The organism is Methylobacterium sp. E-016 (genome assembly GCF_022829745.1).
Taxonomy (GTDB): domain Bacteria; phylum Pseudomonadota; class Alphaproteobacteria; order Rhizobiales; family Beijerinckiaceae; genus Methylobacterium.
Genome location: NZ_JAKSYF010000063.1, coordinates 1 through 21,936 on the forward strand (window position 1 = coordinate 1; position 21,936 = coordinate 21,936).

21 protein-coding genes and 2 pseudogenes are annotated in these 21,936 nt (G+C 63.0%); 11 read left to right on the forward strand and 12 right to left on the reverse strand.

Features of this window, described 5'->3' with window-relative positions; genetic code table 11:
• Together MKK68_RS06295 and MKK68_RS06300 are read left to right on the forward strand one after the other, a co-directional pair.
• The coding region (locus MKK68_RS06295; protein ID WP_244029324.1) for a hypothetical protein at positions 1–656 on the forward strand (656 nt) is incomplete at its 5' end.
• Positions 657–1,546: 890 nt separating this feature from the next.
• Entirely contained in the window at positions 1,547–1,804 is a 258-nt protein-coding gene (locus tag MKK68_RS06300; RefSeq protein ID WP_244029326.1) for a hypothetical protein, read from the forward strand.
• A 56-nt stretch (positions 1,805–1,860) separates the two neighbouring features.
• Here MKK68_RS06300 and MKK68_RS06305 read toward each other — a convergent pair whose 3' ends face one another.
• Entirely contained in the window at positions 1,861–2,289 is a 429-nt protein-coding gene (locus tag MKK68_RS06305) for a hypothetical protein (RefSeq protein WP_244029328.1), read from the reverse strand.
• 4 nt (positions 2,290–2,293) lie between these two features.
• Complete coding sequence (locus MKK68_RS06310) at positions 2,294–2,887, reverse strand: recombinase family protein (RefSeq protein ID WP_244029403.1); 594 nt, start codon at positions 2,885–2,887, stop codon at positions 2,294–2,296.
• 710 nt (positions 2,888–3,597) lie between these two features.
• Between MKK68_RS06310 and MKK68_RS06315 the strand changes: the two genes are divergently transcribed.
• The gene (locus tag MKK68_RS06315; protein ID WP_243949047.1) at positions 3,598–4,143 is read left to right on the forward strand and encodes a PAS domain-containing protein; all 546 of its coding nucleotides are present in this window, start codon (positions 3,598–3,600) and stop codon (positions 4,141–4,143) included.
• A 509-nt stretch (positions 4,144–4,652) separates the two neighbouring features.
• Here MKK68_RS06315 and MKK68_RS06320 read toward each other — a convergent pair.
• Positions 4,653–5,087: a winged helix-turn-helix transcriptional regulator gene (locus MKK68_RS06320; RefSeq protein WP_243949046.1), complete on the reverse strand. Its 435-nt coding sequence runs from the start codon at positions 5,085–5,087 to the stop codon at positions 4,653–4,655.
• 102 nt (positions 5,088–5,189) lie between these two features.
• Between MKK68_RS06320 and MKK68_RS06325 the strand changes: the two genes are divergently transcribed.
• From MKK68_RS06325 to MKK68_RS06340, 4 genes and pseudogenes are all read left to right on the forward strand, one after another.
• Positions 5,190–5,960 carry an SDR family oxidoreductase gene (locus tag MKK68_RS06325; protein ID WP_244029330.1) on the forward strand — a complete coding sequence of 257 codons (771 nt, stop codon included), beginning with the start codon at positions 5,190–5,192 and terminating at the stop codon, positions 5,958–5,960.
• Between the two features lie 367 nt (positions 5,961–6,327).
• Positions 6,328–7,470, forward strand: a complete 1,143-nt coding sequence (locus tag MKK68_RS06330; RefSeq protein WP_210246743.1) for an alpha/beta hydrolase — start codon at positions 6,328–6,330, stop codon at positions 7,468–7,470.
• Between the two features lie 138 nt (positions 7,471–7,608).
• A pseudogene (locus MKK68_RS06335) lies at positions 7,609–8,622 on the forward strand (SDR family oxidoreductase); the annotation flags it as partial.
• Between the two features lie 535 nt (positions 8,623–9,157).
• Complete coding sequence (locus MKK68_RS06340) at positions 9,158–11,386, forward strand: putative bifunctional diguanylate cyclase/phosphodiesterase (protein WP_244029334.1); 2,229 nt, start codon at positions 9,158–9,160, stop codon at positions 11,384–11,386.
• Positions 11,387–11,807: 421 nt separating this feature from the next.
• Here MKK68_RS06340 and MKK68_RS06345 read toward each other — a convergent pair whose 3' ends face one another.
• Positions 11,808–12,362, reverse strand: a complete 555-nt coding sequence (locus tag MKK68_RS06345) for a hypothetical protein (RefSeq protein ID WP_244029337.1) — start codon at positions 12,360–12,362, stop codon at positions 11,808–11,810.
• Between the two features lie 370 nt (positions 12,363–12,732).
• Here MKK68_RS06345 and MKK68_RS06350 point away from each other — a divergent pair, with 370 nt between their 5' ends.
• Positions 12,733–12,915, forward strand: coding sequence for a hypothetical protein (locus MKK68_RS06350; protein WP_244029338.1), 183 nt, complete (start codon positions 12,733–12,735; stop codon positions 12,913–12,915).
• A 374-nt stretch (positions 12,916–13,289) separates the two neighbouring features.
• On the opposite strand, the gene MKK68_RS29875 is transcribed toward MKK68_RS06350, so the two are convergent.
• The 7 genes from MKK68_RS29875 to MKK68_RS06385 form a co-directional block, all read right to left on the reverse strand.
• Positions 13,290–13,547 (reverse strand): DUF6894 family protein, encoded by a 258-nt coding sequence (locus MKK68_RS29875; protein WP_409567180.1) that lies wholly within the window; start codon positions 13,545–13,547, stop codon positions 13,290–13,292.
• 5 nt (positions 13,548–13,552) lie between these two features.
• The gene (locus MKK68_RS06360) at positions 13,553–13,717 is read right to left on the reverse strand and encodes a hypothetical protein (protein WP_244029340.1); all 165 of its coding nucleotides are present in this window, start codon (positions 13,715–13,717) and stop codon (positions 13,553–13,555) included.
• A gap of 14 nt (positions 13,718–13,731) precedes the next feature.
• Complete coding sequence (locus MKK68_RS06365; RefSeq protein WP_244029342.1) at positions 13,732–14,163, reverse strand: hypothetical protein; 432 nt, start codon at positions 14,161–14,163, stop codon at positions 13,732–13,734.
• Positions 14,164–14,614: 451 nt separating this feature from the next.
• The gene (locus MKK68_RS06370; protein WP_313899217.1) at positions 14,615–16,486 is read right to left on the reverse strand and encodes a PAS domain S-box protein; all 1,872 of its coding nucleotides are present in this window, start codon (positions 16,484–16,486) and stop codon (positions 14,615–14,617) included.
• A gap of 678 nt (positions 16,487–17,164) precedes the next feature.
• Positions 17,165–17,362 (reverse strand): hypothetical protein, encoded by a 198-nt coding sequence (locus MKK68_RS06375; protein WP_244029346.1) that lies wholly within the window; start codon positions 17,360–17,362, stop codon positions 17,165–17,167.
• Between the two features lie 223 nt (positions 17,363–17,585).
• Entirely contained in the window at positions 17,586–18,056 is a 471-nt protein-coding gene (locus MKK68_RS06380; protein ID WP_244029348.1) for a DUF3597 domain-containing protein, read from the reverse strand.
• Positions 18,057–18,712: 656 nt separating this feature from the next.
• The gene (locus tag MKK68_RS06385) at positions 18,713–19,294 is read right to left on the reverse strand and encodes a histidine phosphatase family protein (protein WP_244029350.1); all 582 of its coding nucleotides are present in this window, start codon (positions 19,292–19,294) and stop codon (positions 18,713–18,715) included.
• 292 nt (positions 19,295–19,586) lie between these two features.
• Here MKK68_RS06385 and MKK68_RS06390 point away from each other — a divergent pair, with 292 nt between their 5' ends.
• Positions 19,587–19,949, forward strand: a complete 363-nt coding sequence (locus MKK68_RS06390; RefSeq protein WP_244029352.1) for a low affinity iron permease family protein — start codon at positions 19,587–19,589, stop codon at positions 19,947–19,949.
• 31 nt (positions 19,950–19,980) lie between these two features.
• Here MKK68_RS06390 and MKK68_RS06395 read toward each other — a convergent pair whose 3' ends face one another.
• Positions 19,981–20,772 carry a helix-turn-helix domain-containing protein gene (locus MKK68_RS06395; RefSeq protein WP_244029355.1) on the reverse strand — a complete coding sequence of 264 codons (792 nt, stop codon included), beginning with the start codon at positions 20,770–20,772 and terminating at the stop codon, positions 19,981–19,983.
• A 465-nt stretch (positions 20,773–21,237) separates the two neighbouring features.
• Between MKK68_RS06395 and MKK68_RS06400 the strand changes: the two genes are divergently transcribed.
• Positions 21,238–21,717 (forward strand): DUF2059 domain-containing protein, encoded by a 480-nt coding sequence (locus MKK68_RS06400; protein ID WP_244029357.1) that lies wholly within the window; start codon positions 21,238–21,240, stop codon positions 21,715–21,717.
• A gap of 33 nt (positions 21,718–21,750) precedes the next feature.
• Positions 21,751–21,912: pseudogene (locus MKK68_RS06405) on the forward strand (HU family DNA-binding protein); the annotation flags it as partial.
• Positions 21,913–21,936: the final 24 nt, after the last annotated feature.

The window sequence follows — 21,936 nt, forward strand, 5'->3', positions numbered from 1 at the left end:
CCTTGGCGATGGTCTCCACAATCAACATCCCGGCTGGCTCCCGCCCTGACTGGCTGGGAGCATGGAGGAGAAGCCGGGGGTGGGTCCCGATTGGACGCCGATCAACCCGTCAACCGGGTCCTTCTTCCACGCCGATTCTCAACCATGGCGCCTTCACGATCTGGGGCTTCGCCGCCGACGGCCTCACGGCACAATGGGATCCTTTGTTCACCCGGTTCAAGGCGATGGGTCAGGAGGATGGCAGCGCAGCGCTGTGGGGTGCACTCGCATTGCTGACTGATGCAGGCCTCATCGAGGAGGTCACCCACCTCGTCGAGGGGCTGAATGCAGGTGCACAGGTTATCTATCCCTACGCCTTACCTGGAACAGGCGAGCCAGAGGAGCGGGAGGTTCAGGGGGCAGCGCACGAGGCCGCGTTGCGCGTCATTCACCCCGAACGTTATCGCCAAGCGCAGGAACGGCTTAGCGCCATCCCATATCTGTGCCCGGTCCGTTCCCACATCACAGGGGTGGAGATGGTAGGGGTCGTGCGTCCGACCCACCGAGCCCATACGAAACGCACGGCCGCTTGGCGGGCGACCTTCCTGGCAAGCTGCGCAGGCCACGCAGAGTTTTTTCGACTCTTCGGACAGACCGCAGCAAAATCAGTTGCTTAAGGCGTACCATCAAGGAAGAAACAATAACGTATCAAAGATTGATCAAGGATCTTCCAAAGATACTCCCTCACGCCGCGCCTTCGGCGCGGGCCGCACGCGCTGCGCGCGCACGTGCGAAGGGATCGAAAGACCAGAAGCGAACGTGACGCCTATCAGTCCGAGGTGGCCTCGCAAGTTTCTGGCACACGCCAACCCAGATCAGTTCCATCATTCGATCTCGCTGTCGTTACAAGAGGCTACCGAGATCGCGACCGTGGCGTCCTCGGGGCTTCCTCCTGTCCTGATCAAGCCCCTTGTAGGAGACATCAAATCTACCGGCCGGTCTAACCGAGATGGGAACCGAATGGGCGATACATCCACAAGCGGGCACATGACGCCTGCCGCTCCAAGTTGATTAAATTTCTCAAGAAATCGAAATCGCCACATGATTTCGGATAATCTCGGTGCTGACCTCGGCGCTCATCGTTCGCTGGGGGCAGCGCTCGCCTCGCAACGCGAAAATGTTTTAAGAGAATGACGCTATGGGCGGATACGGCAGCGGCCGGTGGGGTGGCCGCCCCACGACTGACGACGGGCTGAGACTCAACCTTCCTCGCCTACTGGAGCAGCGCAACTTCATCCCCGAATGCGCTCTCGCTGGTACTCTGACCTGGACGAACATCCGGACTGGCGTGCACGTCGGCTCAGTCGGCTTCGAGAGCCAGCTTGATCGCGAGACCGGTCGCGTTCGCCTGCAATACACAACCACTCGCCGAGGCGGTGATACACACTCCTCGGACTACTGGATCCAGCTAGAGACGACGCCCCAGCCTCTGGGCGGCCGACGCTGGTGGTTCCTCTGCCCCAAGCTGGGCACCCGTACTACAAAGCTGTACCTGCCGCCTGGCGCCATGACGTTCGCCTCGCGCAAGGCCCACCGCCTAGGCTACCGGAGCCAGCGGGAGACGCCCCAGGATCGCGCCCTCTCGCGCGCATTCAAGCTGCGCCATCGCCTTGGCGCCGACGGCGGCATCGGTGATCCGATCGTTAAGCCGAAGGGTATGCGATGGGCTACGTTCGATCGCGAAATGGATAGGATCTGTGACGCTGAGGCGATCTGTGACGCCAACCTCGCAGCGTTCGCGCGCAAGCTCGGGCTACACGTCTGAACCAGGAAGCAGTTATTTCCCGTCTATAAAAAAGGCGCTTGAAGCGACGTCCGCTCTCAGAGCGCGTGAGGCCCCCGGAACAGGTCCCCCATTGCCCGCCGGCGAAACAAGGTTCGCCAGCGCCGACGGCGGTGCTCAGGCCGGTCGTGATTGATGTGGCAGCGCTGGCAGAACGCGGCGAGGTTCGCGGCCGCGTTGTTGGCTGTGTCGTGATCCCGATGGGCCGTGGCGAGCACGACGTAGGTCGACCGGATCGCACCGAGATCCTCGATCGTCGGCAGGGCAGGGAGTGTCCGTCCCTTCCCATCACGCCAGGTGCCGGCAGCGGCATCCCACCAGCGGCCATCGCTGAGACAGTAGACGGTCTGTCCGTGCGGGCGCCCGCAACCTTCGCAAGCGCCACCCGCCCGTCCGAAGCGGATCGTGGCCGAAAGCTGCGGCCAATCGATCGGGTAGAAGAAGCGGTGCTCGGGACGGATCGGCATCGGCTCAGCCTGTCTTGCCAACGGCCGAGGCTTGGCTGCGTGCCCGCGCCTGCGGGAAGTAGCTGTAGAACGTGTCCCGGCTCACCCCAAGGCGCTTGGCGATCGCCGCGATCGAGATGGTGCCGGTCTGGAGGAGGGCACGACCGACCTCGATGTCGGCCTCAGTCAGCTTCTTCGGCCGGCCACCCTTGCGCCCGCGGGCCAGCGCCGCCTTGAGGCCTTCCATCGTGCGCTCGCGATTGAGGTCGAGGAAGTACTCCGCCATCGCGCCGTGCATCTGCAGGGCAAAACGCCCGTGAGCGGTATCGCTGTCGAACTGCTCGGTCAGCGACCGGAAGTGGATCTCCTTCAGTCGCAGGCTGTCGATGGTGCGCATCATCTCGACGAGCGACCGGCCGAGCCGATCGAGCTTCCACACCACGAGCACGTCTGTGGGTCGCAGGTAGGCGAGCGCCGCCTCGAACTCCGGACGCTTGGTCCCAGCCTTGCCGGACTTCTTCTCCTCGAACAGCTTCTCGCACCCGGCGCCTTTCAGCGCATCACGCTGCAGGTCGAGGTTCTGGTCGAGGGTGGAGACGCGGGCATATCCAACGAGCATGTCGGGATAGTGGTCCAAGAGCGTTTTATCCGCAATAGAAAACCGGTCATAGTTTCCCGACAGAAACGAGGCTGTTTTCGATTGCCCACGATGCGCTCATGCCGGCCGTCGGGAAAACGGTCGGATATCAGACACGTCGTTCGGGTTGCTATCGACCCAAAGCAGTCCTTGGGAAGGTCCGCTTGTAGGCGCTTCGTACAATAAAGCGGTAAGGCCGTCTCCCGAGGAAGGAAACGTTGCGCCGCCTGTGCTAAAGGATCAAACCCGATCCTGTGTGGCTCAAGAGTACCTCGAACAAGCAACGGAAGGCACATTCTAGCTGAGTACTGTCTGTAACTCTTGATTTGATAATTTTTATATATTACTCTATTATTTTTTTCGAGCAATGCTACGGATGGCATCGAGCGCGTCTTCACGCATCCTGCTAGTCGATAGTTTTTCCCACAAACTCAACATTCGATCAGTCTGCTCGTGCTTTTTATAATACTCGCTATTTACATAAAAATCATCCACAGAGATACGAAGCGTATCTGCAATCCGCTTCAAGTTCTCATGACAAACATTTTTCTCGCTTAGCACATCACCCTCCAAAGATCATCCGTGTGAGGTGATAGGGGGACACTAACGCGCATGATTGTAGCGCAAACGACTTGTGTGTTCAAAGATTGTGCCAGGATGGTGGCCCATGCGAACTGAAGCGGGAGGTGCTGGTGATCTTCACGACCGACGCTCAGGGTGAAGTCACGTACATCTGCCCGGAATGGTGCTCTTACACCGGACAGACGCGTGAGGCGGCATACCGGGACAGCTGGACCACGCCCGTCCTGGAAAGCGACCAGGGTGCTGTCAGGGCCATCCTGTTAGAGGCTGCTCAGGCACAGGCCGAGTTCAGTGTGCGGTTTCGCATCCAGTGTGCGGACGGGTCGGTGCGGTGGCTTGCGGCCGGAGGCGTTCCCTCGTTTGGTCCGCCTGGACGCTCATTCCTCGGTTATCTCGGGTCCATGACCGAGTTTGCTCCAACTGAGGCGCGTGAGATCGCAGCGTATGGTGGGATCGAGAGGTTCATCCCGCCGCCGACCCACACAGCTACGCAGGCCGTGTTGCCCCTCGACACCATCGCGGATCACCTCCTCATCGTACACTCGCTGATGGAGCAGCACGATGCGACGTCAGGTTTGAGGGAGGTCAAAGCTGCCCTGTTCAAGGTTGGTCGAGCGTTGGCCCGGGGTGATGGATCGCGGCTGCAACTCAACTGAATAGCCGCAGCCTCGCCCCCCCCTCAGACTGCTTCTTGCGCGCTACGTCGTAGGCTTCGGCGGCGGTCGAGGTGGGACACGGATCTGGACGAGTTTGCCAGTCCGAGGGTCGAGTACCACCACCATGTTATGCCCCCTACGATCAGGTGCTGACTTCAGCACGACGACGCGGAACACAGGCTTGATCCAGCGGGCGGTCACTCACGATCACCATCGCCCAGCGGTGCTAGCTACGATACTATGCAACTATGGGTTGTAAAGTACGTAGGCGTTCAATTCTGGATAGGGCGAGGTTTGGTCCTCCAGCGGGTTGGATGGGGTGGAAGCCTGATGACCTTGCCTGCAACGGGTCGTGGCGGAACGTCTGTCCTGGAACGAAGGGCGAAGGCTCTGTTGCCCCCCGACCGGCCATTCCGCCTACGACCCTTTGCAGACCTTCGGAAGGTCCGCTTGCAGGCACCCTAACGCAGACCCAGCGGGCTACGGTCAGCCTCTGGATTAAGACCGAGTCACGCCTGAACGGGTCGTCGGCACTCCCGCGACGCGAAAGCCTCGCGTGCCCGCTTGATCTCGGCATGGTGCGTCTCCGCCCAGATCCACACACCGCAGAAGGCGGCACCCAGGCTCTCGCCGAGCGGCGTGAGCGCGTAGTCCACGTGGGGCGGGATCACCGGGTGCACCGTCCGACGCACCAAGCCGTCCTGTTCCATCTGGCGAACCGTCTGGGTCAGCATCTTCTGGCTTATACGGCCGACCGCCTTGCCGAGTTGGGTGAAACGCAGCGTGCCGCGCTCGTGCAGGGCTTCGAGGATCAGCATGGTCCATTTGTCGGCCACCTTGCCGATGATGTCCTGGACCAACGCCTCGATGATCGGGTCGGTCTCGGCCGGGACCGGTTCCTTCCGACGCGCCTCGATCCGTGGATCAGCCTCCGCCCGACGCATGCGACACTCTCCGTTTGGTGCGTATAAATCTTTTTGGTGCCTACTTCGGTTCGGAGAGCATGGGCCATAACCTCATGGGCGGCAACAACGAAGGTCGCCCACATGAAGACGTCAGGGAACACCATCCTCATCACCGGCGGCGGCTCCGGCATCGGCCAAGCCCTCGCCCAACGCTTCCATGACATCGGCAACACCGTCATCGTCGCCGGCAGGCGGGCGGAGGCGCTGCAGCGGACGATTGCGGGACGCGCGAATATGCATGCCATGGCGTTCGATGCCGACGGCGCCGAGGGCGTGGCCGACTTCGCGCGGCGCGTGATGGCCGAGCACCCGGCCCTCAACGTGGTCGTCAACAACGCCGGGATCATGCGCTTCGAGGCGCTGGACCAGCCTCGCGACCTCTCGGACGCGGAGGCGACGGTCATCACCAACCTGCTCGGTCCCATCCGGCTCACCGACGCCCTGATCGAGCATCTCGGCCGGCAGCCCGATGCCGCCCTGGTGAACGTCACCTCAGGCCTCGCCTTCGTGCCGCTCGTGTCGGCCCCGACCTACTCGGCGACCAAGGCCGCCCTGCACAGCTACACGGTCGCGCTGCGCGAGGCGCTCAAGGGCAAGGTCGAGGTCATCGAGGTGGTGCCGCCGGCGGTGCAGACCGACCTCACCCCGGGACAGGCGACACGCCAGGGATACCTGCCACTGGCCGATTTCATCGACGAGGTCATGTCGCTCTTCCAAGAGCAGCCCACCCCGCGTGAGATCCTGGTGCAGCGGGTCGGCTTCCAGCGTCAAGCCGAGGCGGAACACCGCTTCGACGAAGCGGTGACGACCCTCAACGAGATGGCCCGCAAGGCCCGTGAGGCGCAGCAGTAGGAACGAAGGGGGCGGTCGACGATCCATGCTCCGCCGTTTATCCCGGCGAAGCGAGGTCTTCTTTCGGCCGCGCCAGCAAGGACTGCTTCCCACCTTTCTCGGGTATTGCTGCACGCAGCCGTACAAGTCGGGAAAACGGTCGGATTGCCGACATCTGAGCCGATAGGACAGATGTCCAAGTTGGGTCCAAGCTGTGTGAAAACGCCGGCGGCCCAGAACGGTAAAGAACGGTTTTCTACGGCATGTGCGTCTTAGCGCGTTCAACGCTGGTTATGGGTCTCATTTGGCGTTTAGGATCTTCAGCCGAACCACTGGAGCGCAGCAGGGTTCTATCCGGGCGCCGCATCATGCGGTCCCAGGAGATCCTATGAACGCGACGAAGCAAACCGCCTTCACATCCGTATCGTTGGCGGCCCTACTCGGCCTTGGCCTGCTTGCCGCTTCCCCCGTGTTCGCCAAGGACGAGAAGGCCGCCCAGGCGCAGGAGATGCGCGAGGCCGACAAGCCCATGGGCCAGGTTCTCAAGGAGTTGCAGAAGCTCGGCGTGAAACCGGTCGCCAAGCTCTCCGTCGAGGAGGCCCGCAAGCAGCCAACGCCCGCCGACGCGGTCAAGGCCGTGCTCAAGGCCGAGGGTAAAGACCCGGTAGCGCTGATGGCGGCCATGAAGGTGTCCAAGAAGGACATGACCTTCCCGACCGGTGGCGGAACCCAGCCGGTTCGGATCTACACCCCCGAAACCACCGGCTCCGGTCCGCTCCCGGTGATCGTGTACTGGCACGGTGGCGGCTTTGTCATCGCCGACATCGAGACCTACGAGGCGTCCGCGATGGCGCTGGCGCACAAGACCGGAGCCATCGTGGTGTCGGCCGAGTACCGTCACGCGCCCGAGGCCAAGTTCCCGGCCCAGGGCGAGGACGCGATCGCCGCCTACAAGTGGGTGATCGAGAACGGCGGCCAGTTCAACGCCGACACCAAGCGCGTCGCGGTGGCGGGCGAGAGCGCCGGCGGCAACCTTGCGATCAACGTGGCCATCGCCGCGCGCGACATGAAGCTCCAGGCACCGCTTCACATGCTGCTGGTCTATCCGGTCGCCGGCGTCGACACCGAGACGCCCTCGTATCGCGAGCACAAGATGACCGCGCCGTTGAGCTCGGCCGACCTGCTGTGGTACTTCGACAAGACGCTCAACGGCCCGCAGGACAAGCAGGACCCGCGCCTCGACGTCATCGGCAAGGCCGACCTCAAGGGCCTTCCGTCGGCCACCGTCATCAACGCCGAGATCGATCCGCTCGCATCCGACGGCAAGCTCCTGTCCGAGAAGCTCAAGAAGGCCGGCGTCGAGGTCACGCACAAGACCTACGAGGGCGTGACGCACGAGTTCTTCGGCATGGCGCCGTTGGTGCCTGACGCGGAGAAGGCCCAGACGCTCGCCGCTAAGGAGCTCAAGGAAGCGTTCTCGGGCGCAAGCAGCACCGGTTCCACCGGGGCGCGGAAGAAGTCGGAGGACTGATCCTCCGGAACTCCGAACGGATGTCTGCTTGAAAGGGGCCCGGACAGGATGCGCAAGCGCCGTCCGGGCCTTTTCCGTCGGCAGGCGATGCCGCCGCACTCTCACTCACTCCTAGCCACTCCCCCGGGAAAAGCCGTCATGAAACCAAATCTGAAGCCCCTGTCCGATCAGGTCATGGTCATCACGGGCGCGTCCTCCGGGATCGGGCTGGCGACAGCCCGCATGGCTGCGGAACGCGGAGCCAAGGTCGTGCTTGCGGCGCGCAGCGAAGGCGCGCTCCACCAACTCGCTGAGGAAATCCGAGGCAAGGGCGGACGGGCACACGTCGTCGTCGCCGATGTCGCCAGACCCGAGGATCTGACCCACATCGCGGATGAGGCCCGCGCGACCTTTGGTGGCTTCGACACCTGGGTGAACAACGCCGGCATCGGCATGTACGGGCGGCTCGACGAAGTCTCCGTCGATGATATGCGCCGGCTGTTCGACACCAACGTCTGGGGCCTGGTTCACGGCTCGCTGGAAGCGATCCGGCACCTGAAGCAGCATGGCGGTGCGCTCATCAACGTCGGGAGCGAGGTCTCCGAGCGCGCGGTGCCGCTTCAGGGCGCCTACTCCGCCTCCAAGCACGCGGTGAAGGGCTTCACCGACGCCCTGCGGATGGAGCTGGAAGACGAAGACGCGCCCGTTTCGGTGACCTTGATCAAGCCCGGGCAGATCGACACCCCGTTTACGGTCAACGCCAAGAACTATCTCGACAGCGAGCCCCACCACGTCCCGCCGGTCTATGCGGCAGGGGCCGTAGCCGAGGCGATCCTGACGGCTGCCGTGAAACCCGTGCGAGACGTGTTCGTCGGCGGAGGTGCCAAGGCGGTGGCCGAGATGGCACATCTCGCCCCCGGCCTGACGGACAAGGGCATGAACGCCAGCGTCATTCCCGGTACGCCGAGCGGAAAGCCCTCTCGCCGCGAGCGCGACAGGAGCGGCCTCGACGTCCCAACCGAGGCTTTGGAGGAGCGCGGCAACTACGAGGGGCGCGTCATGGAGACCAGCCTCTACACGAAGGCGGCCCTTAATCCGCTGCTGACGGGAGCGTTCGTTGCCGGAGCCGGCCTGCTACTCGGTGCCATCGTCAAGGGACTACCGCATCGTCCGGCGGCGATGCGGGGCGATGCGGGCAGAACCACCCCGAAGGCGCTCCACATCCACCTTGAGGCCAAACCTGGACGCGAGGCGGAGGTCGAGGACCTCTTGCGCGATATCCTGGCCTGCGTCGTACGCGAGCCGGCCACCTCTCCCTGGTACGGGGTCCGCCTAAGCCATTCGACCTTTGGCATCTTCGAGGCATTCCCGGACGAGGCAGGACGCGAGGCTCATCTCACCGGCGAAGGCGCCGCGATCCTTATGAAGCGTTCGAACGCCCTTCTTGCGGAGCCTGCCCGCATCGACAAGCTCGACGTCCTGATGAGCAAGCAGGACTGAGAGTTACCCTCATTCGAACGGACGAATGCGACAGGAAGGTCTTCGTAAAGTGTCTGCGTAGCTCGGTGACATTCCTGCCTCGATCCACGCGACCCTCGACACATCGCCATGGTGACCGGTCGAGGGTCGTGGATGGTTTATTTTGGTAAGGACTGTCCAACGTCAGCGAAAGCCGGAAGGTGTCTCTTAACGACCGGTCGGTAGGATCATGGCGGAATACCATCATCAGGTTTCTGCGGTGCGGCCGACTCCTATCCTCTTCGCCGAAGACGCCCGCGTCGCGGCGCTCGCTGAGTACGATCTCATCGGCTCGGCACCCGCACCGGCCTTCAGTCAGATCGTCAATTTGGCCGCGCGCCTGTTTCAGGTTCCGACCGCGTTCGTGTCTCTGCTCGACCGTGATCGGCAGGTGTTCCATGCCAAGGTCGGTCTCAGCCTATGCGAGACCAGCCGCGAGGTCGCATTCTGCTCGCACACCATCACGCAGACTGACGCCCTCGTCGTTCTCGACGCAGCCTTGGATCCGCGCTTCCATGACAACCCGCTCGTCACGGGGCCGCCGCATATCCGCTTCTACGCAGGGATCCCCCTGCGCGCGCCCTCAGGCAATGCCGTCGGCACGCTCTGCCTCGCTGACACGCGGCCGCGCAATGGTTTCTCCAATGGAGATCGGCAGATCCTGCAGCAGTTGGCCGATCTCACGCTCGACCGCTTGGAGATGCGCCGGCTGGAGGTCGCCCAGCGGGCAAGCCAATCCCGCTTCGTTCAGATCGCATCGACATCGCCGGACGGCATCGTCTGTGCCGATGCAAAGGGGCGCATCAACTTCTGGAACGTCGCCGCCGAGCGGCTGTTTGGCCACACTGCTGCGGAGGCAGTCGGGCAACCCATCGACCTGATCGTGCCCGAGCGGATGCGCGGCGGTCATGGAGGTGGTCTGCATCGAGTTGCCGGCGGTGGTAAACCGCGGCTCGTCGGCAAGACCGTCGAGCTGCCGGCACGCCACAAGGACGGAACCGAGTTTCCGATCGAGCTGTCGCTTTCGCAGTGGCAGGAGGAGGGCCGCGCGACCTTTGGCGCGATCATGCGCGACATCCGCGAACGACGCGCCAACGAGGAACATCTATTCCGCCTCGCTCACCTCGACCCGCTCACCGAGCTGCCCAACCGTGCGGTCCTGCGCGAGCGGCTTACCGAGATCGTCGCTGCCGCACGTGCCGTGTCGGTGCTGATGTTCGACCTCGACGGCTTCAAAGAGATCAACGACAGTCACGGGCATGCCACCGGTGACGCCGCTCTCAAGGTGATGGCGGCCCGCCTACTCGCCTGCGTCCGACCCACCGATACGGTCTCACGGCTCGGTGGTGACGAGTTCGTGTTGCTCATGCCCGATATGGGTGATCCACTGCGTGCAGCCGAGGTGGCGGATACGATCATTGCCACGGTTGCGGAAGCGTTCGAGCACGAGGGACAGACGCTTCGGCTTAGCACCAGCATCGGTATCGCCCTGGCGCCGGCGCACGGCGACAGCGCTGACGACCTACTGTCGTGCGCGGATCTCGCCCTGTACCAGGCCAAGGGCGATGGTCGGCACTGCCATCGGTTGTTCACCCCTGTGCTGCGGCAACAGGCGCAGCGCGTCCGTGCTTGCCGGGACGAACTCGGTCGGGCCATCGAACGCGACGAGTTCGTACTGTTCTACCAACCACAGGTGCACCTCAGCGACGGTGCGCTCGTTGGGGCAGAGGCGCTGATCCGCTGGCAGCATCCCGAACGCGGCCTGCTCGCACCTGCAGCATTCCTCGACGTGCTCGATACCAGCCGCTACGCTGCGCAGGTGGGTGACTGGGTGCTCCGCACCGCTTGCACGCAGGCCGCGGCGTGGCGCGGGGTAGGAGCATCCGAGTTCCGCATGGGAGTGAACCTGTGCGGCGCCCAGGTTCAGCGCGGTGACTTGGCCGAAACGGTGCGTACCACCTTGCGGGAGGTCGGTTTGCCTGCCGCCTACTTGGAGCTGGAGATTACCGAAAACATCGTTCTGCACCACGATGCTGAGCTGGTTGCCGCGCTGCGCAGCCTACGAGAGGCGGGCGTCGGTATCGCCTTTGACGACTACGGCACCGGCTACGCCTCGCTCAGCCTGCTCAAGCGTTTCCCGCTCACCCGGCTGAAGATCGATCGATCGTTCGTGACCGGCATGCTTGCCTCGCGCCAGGACGTAACGATCGTGCGAGCGATCATGCAGCTTGGGCGTGGGTTCGATCTAGCTGTAATCGCCGAGGGTATCGAGACGGCAGCTGAGCACGCCTGTCTACGGGAGAAGGGCTGCCAGGAGGGACAGGGCTACCTGTTCGGTAAGCCGATGCCCGCAGACGTGTTCGCCAGCCGCTTCGGTCTTGGGTTCCTGCAGGCATCGAGAAACGCCGCGGTCGCCTGACTTCCCATGGTACGGTGCAGCCGCCTCAATCCATGGCTGGAAGCCTATATTCAATTCCGCAGCTTCGCGTCACGCAAACGAAGCGACTGTCGAAAAAACGGTCGGGTATCTGACATATCGCTCAAGCTGCTATCGACCCTCTGCAGAACCCGAAAACGTCCGTTTGCAGGTTGCTCGTTGGGACAGAGACTTACAGGTAGGAAGCGGAGGAAAGCTGTCGCTGTGACAAGGATATGACTTGTAAGGAATTCTCTCCCAGCGCAGAGTTCGTCCATGGCCGTGCGCAGAACCATCACCGTCTCCATAACTGCGAGACAGGATGACCTCATTCGATCCTACCTCCACTCCGGATGTCATAAAGAGCCTGTGCTCGCGTTCGATATTGTCATCGCCCAAATTTTGGGGTGATCCAGCGCAGCCGTTATGCCTGTCGAGGACGTCGGATGCGCTGCATCTGCGCTTTCATCCAGTGAAGCGAGGCACGGGCTGAGTGCGCGGCTGCGCGGGCAGTCGTTTCCGCCATTTGCCAAGCTCGTGTTTTGCGCAGGTTTGCGAGCACGGCATCGCGGATACCCGTGACAAAGTCGAGACTTACGGCGAGCCAGTGGTAGGTGCGGAGCTTGTCCCGTCCCGCGTGATAAATGCGCTCAACGAGAACGAAGCTCGCGCCGTAGGCAAAGGCGAGCAGTCCGACGCCGCGCAGGATCAGTCCTTCCCCAATCCAGAGGAGGCCCACCACCTTGAGCGGTTCCACTCCCAGAAAAGGGACTGCGATGACCGCGAGAATAAGCCATCGGGGCTTGGTAGCTATCCAGCGCTCCAGCCGCTTGAGGAATGTGAGCTGCGATATCGCTTGAAGAACGGGTCGATAAGCGGGGCGAGCCAGTGACTCGGCCAGAAGAGGAACAGCGATGAGCCCACGACCGCCAGCAAAGAATATCTGCTGATAGCGAGGGCGCGGAGGGGCGGGGGTCATTGATCGCCCTTATTGGATGCCGATTGCCCACCGAGAAAATCATGGAAGGCGACGCGTGGCATCCCAGTAAGGAGTTTAGGTGACATGGTGAGATTGTCGAGCGCTGGGCGGAACAGCTTCAGTGCGTGTGGTGTGAATACCCTTGAATGGTGGGCTTTCGCTGGGCCTATTGTGGCAACGTGTGGCCCCCTGTGGCCCGCTTGGTGAGGGCCATCGCCGCTCCGCGGCAAGGCCACGGTCGTGCACGGTAAGGTACGGCAGCGGTGCGGTATGGAGCGCGGTAGCGGGAGGGGTATCACACCATACGCACTGAACGCTGCTGGCGAGTGCCATGTTGTCGAGGGAGGCACGTCTCGCTAACACGGCGCCGATGGAAACCCTTGTTCGTCTCCTGGACCGCCTCAAGTCCCGCCAGCGCGACCTCATCATGGAAGCTGCTAAGTACAACACCATGCCGGCCGACAGTACGCTGAAGCGGGTTGCAGAGCTGGAGAACGCGATCGCGGCGGTGGAGGCGGTGGCAGACGAGGAACGAGGTCGGTGGGACCGGTAGATCGGTCTTAGGTTAGCAAGCTCACCCACAGCGACGAGGTAACGAAGCCGTGATCGCGTGCGATTGAATTTTGCATTCAGGCACGGACCTTTCAGTCAGCTTGGCAGTATCTGAGCATGGCCGAGCACCAAACCACCCGTCTGCGCGAGCTTGCCGACGCTCTCAACATACCCCTGGACAAGTTCTGGGCTGCTGTGCCGGAGGGCGACCCCGGTGAGGCGGTGATGGTGCTTCGGCTTTGGTCTGCGATCACGGACCCGCAGGCCCGCGACCGGGTTCTTGGCTGTCTCCGTGCTGAAGCCGAACGCGCTGGCTTTCGAGAGTAGAAGCAGTTGCCGTCAGCTCAATCGGCTTCCTCAACCGGCGGCTCATCCTCACCCAGCCAGATCCCCGCGAACGTCAGGGCCGCGGTATAGACGGTAAGGTGCCTCTCGTTGCGAACGAGGATGGTGTAGGACTGCGTGTCGCCATCCTGTGGTACTTAGGTCTCTAGCGATCGCCGGAAGCGCATACATCGCCTCTAAACGGATGTCGTCAGGTCCTTCACACTCGTGGCCGACCGCATCGCGGTGCATCTCACCATCGTAGAAGTCAAAGAAGTACCGAGCCATTGGCAGCTTGTCCTTGGACATCGCGCCTAGGAAAACCGTGACCAGCGAAACAGGTTCATTTCGTCGGCTGCCGGAGCTTCCTGCTGTCCACGAGGCCAGGAACGCGCCCGGATCGAGGCCGACGTAGCGAGCGGCAGCAGCAAATCGAGGCCGCGTGGCGGGTAAGCGTAGGGGTCGATGATGTCTGGCACCTGCCTGACTCCCGTCATGGTGAATAGATCCCCCGAAACAGGTCCCCCAGTGCTCTGCGCCGAAACAGCGTTCGCCAGCGCCGTCGCTGATGCTCCGGCCGATCGTGGTTCACGTGGCAGCGCTGGCAGAACGCGGACAGGTTCGCATCCGCGTTGTTGGCGGTGTCGTGGTCCCGATGGGCCGTCGCAAGCACGACGCGTGTCGTGCGCAGGCCACCTGTCAGATCGTCCAACGTCGGCAGCCCAGCGAGGCTTTTGCCCCTGCCGTCACGCCAGGCGCCGATCTCAGCATCCCACCACCGGCCGTCGCCAAGATGGTAGACCATGCGCCCGTGCGGGCGTCTGCAGCCCTCGCAGGCGCCGCCGGCACGCCGGAAACGGATCTCGGCCGACAGTTCGCGCCAGTCGATCGGGTAGAAATAGCGGTCCTCGGGGCGGATCGACATTCGGTGGCTGTTCAGGACAAGGCTGCGGCGTCCTTAGGCCCCGTGAGGCCTCTGTGCCCTGCGGCTCCTGGTACCGATCATGGGGGCCTACCCTTTAACCTCCCTCGCCTTCGGAGGTGTCCGCATACTGCTCCCGGAGTGCGGCAAGGTTAGCGCGGCTCTCCATACCCCTGATCCTATGGTTGCGGCTAATATCTCGCATGGTGACAGCGATGGCATGGTTGCTGTCCAACTCGCACTGCTCCGCGATCTCGGCAACCTCGCGGGCGAAGTCTTCGTTCACCGTGATACAAATATGAAGTGCGTCCACCAAGTCGCGATGACTGTCTTGCATACCAGGTCCCTTCTTGACCGGAACTTACCCAAAGCCGGTCAACGGAGACCGCCAGGGTAGCTACATCAGATCATCGCATGCCTCGTAAGCTTCTTCAGGCCTGATGATGGCCGAGCTTCATCCCCCCTCAATTTCTGCCAACGGGGCGGCCAGTGTGCACACCACCCCGTCCGGTTGGTAGCTCAGTTCGACACGGCCGCTGCTACCGCCCGACAACCCACGTTGGATCAGTCGCGACCCGAACCCGGCGTGGCTCGGGGGCGTGACGGGAGGCCCACCCCGCTCTTCCCAGCGTAGATGAAAAGTCGGTGGTCCCGCCTCGTATGCGACTCGCCACAACAGTCGCACGGAGCCCGCCGGATCCGACAGCGCTCCGTACTTGGCCGCGTTCGTTGCCAACTCGTGCAACATCAACGTGAGCGACATCATCGCCGTCTCGCCGACCGCGACCGACGGTCCTTCAATGCGGAACCTTCCTGGCTGCCGGTCGTCGTGCAAGCCGAGCGCCGCCTCGGCTAGCGCGTGCATCTCTGCGCCACCCGACCTGGTGTTGATCAGGATGTCGTGTGCCCGGCCCAGCGCGATCAGCCGCGCTCCGAGGGTCTCGTTCGCTGAGGTTAGATCGGGAGCCGAGCGCATCGTCTGCGCGGCGATCGCCTGCACGATCGCCAGCACGTTCTTCATGCGGTGGCTCAGCTCGTGGTTGATCGTCTGCTGCTGCTCCTGTGTCCGCCGGCGCTCGGTCATATCGGTAACGGTGATCACCGCGCCGGACACTGTCCCCCCAGCATGGAACGGCATGTTGGTGCACTCCACCGGCACCGGTTTTCCGTCCTTGCGGAAGAATACGGTCGCCTCGCCCAGCAGCGGGGTGCCCTCACGAAGGGCGTGGACGAACACGCATGCCTCCGCCGGGAAGAGTGCACCGTCCTCATGGTGGTGATGCAGCGTGTCGTGGAAGTTGCGGCCGCGCAGCTCGTCAGGCGTCCAGTCGAACAGTCGCTCGACCGCCGGGTTGGCGAACACGATCGTACCATCTGGGTCAAGCCGGAACACTGCCTCGCTGACGTGGTCGGTCACGGTCCGCAGCAACGCACTCTGCCGCTCCAGCGCCAGTTCGGTCTCCCGCTGCGGGGTGCGATCGCGCAGGATCTTAAGAAAGCCGATTACGGCACTTGCTTCGTCCTTGAGCGGTGCCATCTCGCCGCTTGCCCAGAACCGCTCCTGGTTCTTTCTCACGTGCCAGCGCTCGTCGATGCCGCGCCCCACTGTCAGGGCGCTGTGCATCTCCTGGGCAGGTATGCAGTCAGCCCTGTCTTCCGGGGTGAAAAACCGGTCAACAGTCTGGCCGACCATCTCGTCGGCCGACCAACCTAAAATGTGCTCGGCGCCCGCGTTCCAAGTGGTGATCGTACCGTCAAGATTGGTGGCAATCATCGCGTAATCGGTCGAGCTTTCCACGATCGCCCGGTAGCGAGCCTCGCTGGCGGTGAGCGCCATCCGCGCGGCTCGCGCGGCCAGGACGCCCTGGGTCACGTCTTCAGCGTAATGGATTAGGCTGACGATTTCACCGCCGGGCCCGAGCACTGGCACCTGGAGGGGGCGCCAATGCCGTTCCTCGAACACACCATCCGGGCGACGAATGTTGTAGTGCAACACAGGCATACGGTCGGGCTGGCCGGTCCGCATCACTCGGTCAAATGACGCGCACAGGTCCCGGGTGCTGTAGGCCTCCGGCGCTGTTGGATCGTCGGGGAACACGTCGAAGATCGAGCGCCCCATGATCGCGGCGCGTTTGGTCATGGTGGCGTGTAGGTAGGCCTCGTTGACCCCAACGATCGTGTAAGTCGGACCGTCAGGGGCGAGTAGCAAATACGGGTTCGGGGTAGCCTCGAACAGTTCGAGCGTAGGACCGTCGGGTAAGGTGCGGGTCTCAGCGGTCGGCTGAGGTTGGTTCGTTCGATCCATCGATCCCCCGGCACACCGCATCGTCGGGTTGCCCCGCCGCGGCAATGTCCTGCCACGAGCACCGTGGCTAGTTTAGCCTAGTCCACCGGACTGTTCTATCGTGGGGTTGGGCCCAATTTGCAATTGCGGCAGCCACACTACCCTTGTGGCTTCTCCTACAACTTCTAGGACTGTCGATGGGGGATCGGCCCCCCTATCAGACCCACCATCACCGCGGGTGGTTAATGCCCCGTTTACGATCTTGGCTAGCTCGGCCCAACCGCTTCGTACAGCTCGTTCCGCGTCATGATCCGAATGGTGCGGCAATCATCGCAGAGCCGAAGTGTCGCCACTACGCCGGGGGTTGGAGGCGGGCTCACCAGTTTGCAATCGGTCGCGGGATCGTCCCCGCAAACGCTACACCCGTCCTCACGACCGGATGCGGTCAGTGCCTGTCGTGTCACGGCAGCCTGCCGGGGGTTGGTGCGCTCTAGCGCCTCGAACCACTCATCGCTGTGTGGCTTCGCGAAGATCGTCATTCTGCGTCAACGCACGCCAAACTGTTTCGCACCTGAAGCTCACGCCTCTCGATCATTGGTCAGACTGACGAGCCGTTGAGGCAAGTTCTCATCCATTTTCCGACTTCCCCCGATTGGCATCCAGACTACCAGAGTGGCGCGTTTTGATACAGCCTGGGTCGAGCGCGGACGGTCCAAGCCGTCAAGCTTGGGTTGTGGACCTAACTTTACCGATCACGAGATCTGCGATCTGCGTACGAAGCGCCTCGACCTCGGCGTGCATCACGCCAGCATCCACTGCCACCTCGACGAGGAGGTCCTGCGCTTCGGCAAGCTGCACGCGCAGTTCCGCGTTCTCGGTTGCGAGCGCCAGGATCACCGCCGCCGTCTCGTCGCTCATCCTTCTGCAACCTGCCTGATCCACTATGGGCGCCGCTGCACCCGCAGCCAGCAGGTCGCCCCCGATCCGCTGCGGCGGCCCTGCTTTTCCACCCCACGGCAGGGCCGCCTCCCACAGACCCGTTGATCCGCCTACAGCGTGCCCTCCGGTTCCGATGCCGGGTCGACCTCGCACGTACCTAACATCGGACCTGGTTGCGAAAGGCTAAGCCGAAACGCGGCGATCAGGCGTGCTGGAAGTCGGCCGGCACCTTACCGCCGTTCTCCGCGAACTTCTGGACCACCTGCTTGTGCAGCCAGACGTTCATCGTGGCCGAGTCGTTCTTGTCGCCGGTGTAGTGCAGCTCGTCGGCGAGCTGCTTGCGGGCGGTCAGGCTGCTGTCGAGGTCGAGCAGCTTCATCAAATCCACGATCGACTGCTTGTAGTTGAGGGTCTCACCCTTCTTGGCCGCCATATCGCTCAGCACCTGGCCGACGTCGACGCTCGTCTTAGGGCTGCTCGACGAACCTGCAGCGACCGGTGAGGGCGCACCAGCCATCGCAGGAGCTGACGCGCTGCTAGTGGAAGATCCGGCGCCGCTAGCGCCGGTCGAAGCCGCCGATACGTTTGGGGTTTCAGAAGCATGAGGTTCTGCAGCCTGCGCACTCGCGCTGCCACCGAAGATCTTCGACATGATCGAACCGAAAATGCTCATTCCATCCTCCATCGAGTGAGCCCAGCATGGGATCAAAGCGCTCGGTAACGGCGAGGTGATCGGCAGCGTTCCGATCGATCTTCAGGGCGTACCAGTGCTAACGAAGCGTGACGGGACCCATCCCCGCTGACAGGGGCCGGTGTATTCCTGGCTTACCGGGAGAACGGCGGTGGTACGGCAGCCAAGCAGATCAGAGCCGTAGACAATGCCGGACCATCCTCCGAGACGTTCGCAAACCAGGACGGGCTCGGCCTCGCGAAGGCGGTCGATCTCCTTGAAGGGCTCGTTTTCACCGGGGCCATTTCGGACAGAGATAGTTCCATCGGCCTGATCCGCTACGCGGCCTTGCGTTGGACAAGCGTCCTTGCCGATCTCTCCAGGGATGACGATTGGAACGGCAAGCGGTGCCTCCTGGGCGCGGGCAAAATCTGGAATGGCCAGGGCAGCGAGGAGAAGCAGCGCGCGCATATGGTAGACCTTAAAGCAGGCCATAAGCCGGCGCCGGTGGTTCCTGTTCCCCGCTGCATCGACCTTCACACGACCACCCGGCCCCGAGGCGTCACGGGCGCGGTGTGGGGAACTGGCCTACGCCGACCTGTCGTCGCATACTCCCTGTGCTAGGCGGCCTGACGGCGTTCGCGCTTGCTCACGGATTATCACGTGCGCTTCTTGAAAGGCTGGTCCGTGTCGCCGTCAAGGAGGCGGGGCGAGAGCTGGCGGAAAGACCATGGCGCATCCGGAACGGCGCGATCGAAGCGCAGGACGACATCGAACCGTTCGCCATCCCACTTTGTCGGAATGCCCGGCAGCTCTTGGCCCTTCAGGAGGGCTGGGATGATCGTTTCTGCGATCGCCTTGTGCTCCCAGAAGACGAGCGCCACACCCGTCATCGCCGTGATCTCCTTCACCAGATCGGCTTCCTGGGTCACGCCGTAGTTCGTATTCGGATCGAGGTGCAGACGCTTTGCGACCGGCACCGCGGTCTCCCACGGCCGATGGCTGAAGCTCGCTCCCTCCGCCACCGGCTCCGGCTTAGCCGCATAGATGACGTTCGGAGGTGGATAATCTCCTGTCGCATCACTCAGGCTGAATAGTGCGGCCCAGGCGCCCGCCCGCTGCCAGCCACGCATGACGAGAGATTTTTCATCCCTCGTCCCCTTAAAAGTCGAGCCCTTTCCAGGGAACTCCCCACCTGGCTTCTCAGCGTGACGAGCCAGCATGACGGTCAGGAACGACATCGTGGGGTGTTTCCATGTGGGACCATCTTGGCCGCTTGGCTTGTCCTGATGCTCTTCCAGCGGGAGATCAATGTCGAACTGCGTGCTGCAAGACACTCTCGGTCTCGACCGCCAGGATCAGAACCGCTGGGCCGTCGCTCATCCGAAGCGAATATCATCGTATTGCGAAGGGGTTCCAGTAGGAACGACGGGCACCCCTTCACCATTTCGGAACCGCAATGGTCCTTACGCTCGCTCCTGATCGCTGGCGACGTAGCCCATCCGTTCGCTGTGATGTGAGGCGTGAAGATCGATGCTCGACCGCCCAATTGTTGGCCTTGCTGTGTGGCTTTCGAAACCAACTGGCTTCCTCGCAACATGTTTCACTGTCGCCGTAGGTATTGGGGCGGGAGGACTTCTCAGCTTCAACGATCATTGGGCGCTTGTCTTCAACCTGTTCCTTTCGATTGCTGCCATGCTCCTGGCTGGCGTCATTCTCGTAGCCGGCGCGAGGGATACCGCTGCCATCCAGATCAAGTTGGATGAACTCATTTGTGCCATGGAGCATGCCGATGACAAGCTGATCGGTATCGAGGAACGCAGCGCCGAGGAACTAGAGCTGATCAGGCAAGATAAGGTAGCGGTTCCGAGTCGGGGTCTGAACCCGGACCAATAATCTCATGTGCGGCAGGTTGCGGCTTAAGCATCTACATCGCTCGCTTGCTGCTACGGGTCTTCTGGACACCCAGGAAGGCACCTGTGCTCGGGTCACCCTCTATGCCTCGGTAGCCCTTTTTCCTTCTCCAACCTTCTGAACTCACAGGGTAGGAAACAGGTGTATTCGTGCCGGGTACGAATTTACGCCCTCCCCCCTTGGCGCCCGTCGCCGAGGTATCCTCAATCTGAGGAAACCCTTTCCGCGTCAGCCGCAGCCAGGCCGTCCACTCCCGCGACACGATGCAGACCACGTTGGTGTCGCTGCGGAACCGGGCCAGCCGGCGTTCCTCGACCGTGACTAGGGCGAGCGTCTTGGCTTGCCGGATCGCATTGCGGACGGTTGCGCGGCTCACGCCTGCCAGTGCTGCGATGTGGTCCAAGGCTAGGCGACAGTCGCCCCGCTTCGCCACCTCGACCGCAACCACGGCGAGCACCGCTTGCTCGGCCAGCGTGAACCGTGCCGCGAGGCCCGGAGGAAGCCGACCAGAGGCCGCCCAGCGGCGACGGCGCCCCATTGAGGCATCCGTGCGCGGTCGGGAGCCTGTGCCCGTCCTGGGGCCTCGCTGTCGATCCTGGGCAAGGTCGGAATTTCCCACGTTGGTTTGATCCCCCCGATTTGGGGAGCCAGCCTGCCGCGCCTCGATGACGGCGGCCAGCGCCTCCGCCTCGACCTCGGATAGGTGCCCCTCGCCGAACGCCTTCCACAGTGCGGACGCGACAGCCGGCAACGCGGCGCGCGGGGCCGCCTCCACCTGTCGGCGTATCTCATAGGCATAGTTCATCGTTCACGGTCCCTCACGGGCCGCGGTCCAGGGTCCAGGCAAAGCCTTCCCGTTGACGGAAACGCGTTCCGTCTTGACTCCCGAGGGAGGTCGTGGCTTGTGAGGAGCATTCGGTTGCGGGCCTCACAGCCCCAGGATTTCGACGGCCTCACCCTTGCCGGGGTGGGGCCGTTGGCTTTTCAGGGTCTATCTCGCGGCGATCATCTCCTGATGCCGGCTCACGACTCGCCACAGGGCGTGCAGAGGCCGGACACGGCATGTCGGCCGGCAGGCACGGCCAAGTCAACGTTGTAGGGTGGATCGCTGCCGACTCCGACAGAAGCCGGTAGCCGCTGTCATGGGGTATGGTACGAGCACGAGCGTCCGGCCGGAGAGCTGCGTCGCGCAACATCGCGATCGGATCAACCAATGCGCCGCCTAACTCGCCTGGTTTTCTGCCTCGCCGTTTCCCTGCCTATCGGGGCAATGGCACAGCCAGCAGCCAAACCGGCCGCCCCGGCAGCAACACTTGATCCCGCAACGCTGAAGGCGGCGCGCGAGGTCATCGCGCAGATGCAGGGGGATCGTACCGCGTTGCTGAACGCGATGGCGGCACCCATGGTCGGCATGATGCAGCAGATCGGGGTCAAGCAGCAGGATCAGGCCCAGGCCTTGGTCCAGGAGGTGGTGCTGCCCACCCTCACGGCACACTTCGACGAGCTGCTCGACATCCAGGCACGCGGCTTCGCTGGAGCCCTCGGCAAGGACGATCTGCAGGTCATCGCCGCATTCTACGCCACCCCGACCGGCAAGCGCCTGGTCGCTGCTCAGCCTCAACTCGCGCAAGCGCAGCTCGTAGGAACGCAGCAGTGGATGCAGTCGGTGACGCCTGAGATGCAGGGAAAGCTGACCAAGGCGATCCAGACCCACGGGTGGGGATCGGCCGGACCGGCGAAACCGCGCTGACGGCACGGTAGCGAGGGCGGCGCAGCCGGCGATCGTGTCGAGCTGCGCGGGTTCGGCTCCTTCACCGTCGTGGAGGCGCTGACGCGGATGGGGCGCAATCCGTGGTCCGGCGCCCCCGTTGCCGTCGAGGCCAAGGCCAAGCTGTGCTTCAAGGCCGGCAAGGACATGCGGTCGGTTGAACCCGGCAGCGTTTAAGCGATGCGTAGGTTGGTGGTTCGC

Coding starts and splice junctions, on each gene's coding strand:
- MKK68_RS06300 (WP_244029326.1), top strand. CDS start 1,547: ATGACGTTCGCCTCGCGCAAGGCCCACCGCCTAGGCTACCGGAGCCAG.
- MKK68_RS06305 (WP_244029328.1), bottom strand. CDS start 2,289: ATGCCGATCCGTCCCGAGCACCGCTTCTTCTACCCGATCGATTGGCCG.
- MKK68_RS06310 (WP_244029403.1), bottom strand. CDS start 2,887: ATGCTCGTTGGATATGCCCGCGTCTCCACCCTCGACCAGAACCTCGAC.
- MKK68_RS06320 (WP_243949046.1), bottom strand. CDS start 5,087: ATGCGTCGGGCGGAGGCTGATCCACGGATCGAGGCGCGTCGGAAGGAA.
- MKK68_RS06325 (WP_244029330.1), top strand. CDS start 5,190: ATGAAGACGTCAGGGAACACCATCCTCATCACCGGCGGCGGCTCCGGC.
- MKK68_RS06330 (WP_210246743.1), top strand. CDS start 6,328: ATGAACGCGACGAAGCAAACCGCCTTCACATCCGTATCGTTGGCGGCC.
- MKK68_RS06340 (WP_244029334.1), top strand. CDS start 9,158: ATGGCGGAATACCATCATCAGGTTTCTGCGGTGCGGCCGACTCCTATC.
- MKK68_RS06345 (WP_244029337.1), bottom strand. CDS start 12,362: ATGACCCCCGCCCCTCCGCGCCCTCGCTATCAGCAGATATTCTTTGCT.
- MKK68_RS06350 (WP_244029338.1), top strand. CDS start 12,733: ATGGAAACCCTTGTTCGTCTCCTGGACCGCCTCAAGTCCCGCCAGCGC.
- MKK68_RS29875 (WP_409567180.1), bottom strand. CDS start 13,547: ATGTCCAAGGACAAGCTGCCAATGGCTCGGTACTTCTTTGACTTCTAC.
- MKK68_RS06365 (WP_244029342.1), bottom strand. CDS start 14,163: ATGTCGATCCGCCCCGAGGACCGCTATTTCTACCCGATCGACTGGCGC.
- MKK68_RS06370 (WP_313899217.1), bottom strand. CDS start 16,486: ATGCGGTGTGCCGGGGGATCGATGGATCGAACGAACCAACCTCAGCCG.
- MKK68_RS06375 (WP_244029346.1), bottom strand. CDS start 17,362: ATGAGCGACGAGACGGCGGCGGTGATCCTGGCGCTCGCAACCGAGAAC.
- MKK68_RS06380 (WP_244029348.1), bottom strand. CDS start 18,056: ATGAGCATTTTCGGTTCGATCATGTCGAAGATCTTCGGTGGCAGCGCG.
- MKK68_RS06385 (WP_244029350.1), bottom strand. CDS start 19,294: ATGTCGTTCCTGACCGTCATGCTGGCTCGTCACGCTGAGAAGCCAGGT.
- MKK68_RS06390 (WP_244029352.1), top strand. CDS start 19,587: ATGCTCGACCGCCCAATTGTTGGCCTTGCTGTGTGGCTTTCGAAACCA.
- MKK68_RS06395 (WP_244029355.1), bottom strand. CDS start 20,772: ATGAACTATGCCTATGAGATACGCCGACAGGTGGAGGCGGCCCCGCGC.
- MKK68_RS06400 (WP_244029357.1), top strand. CDS start 21,238: ATGGCACAGCCAGCAGCCAAACCGGCCGCCCCGGCAGCAACACTTGAT.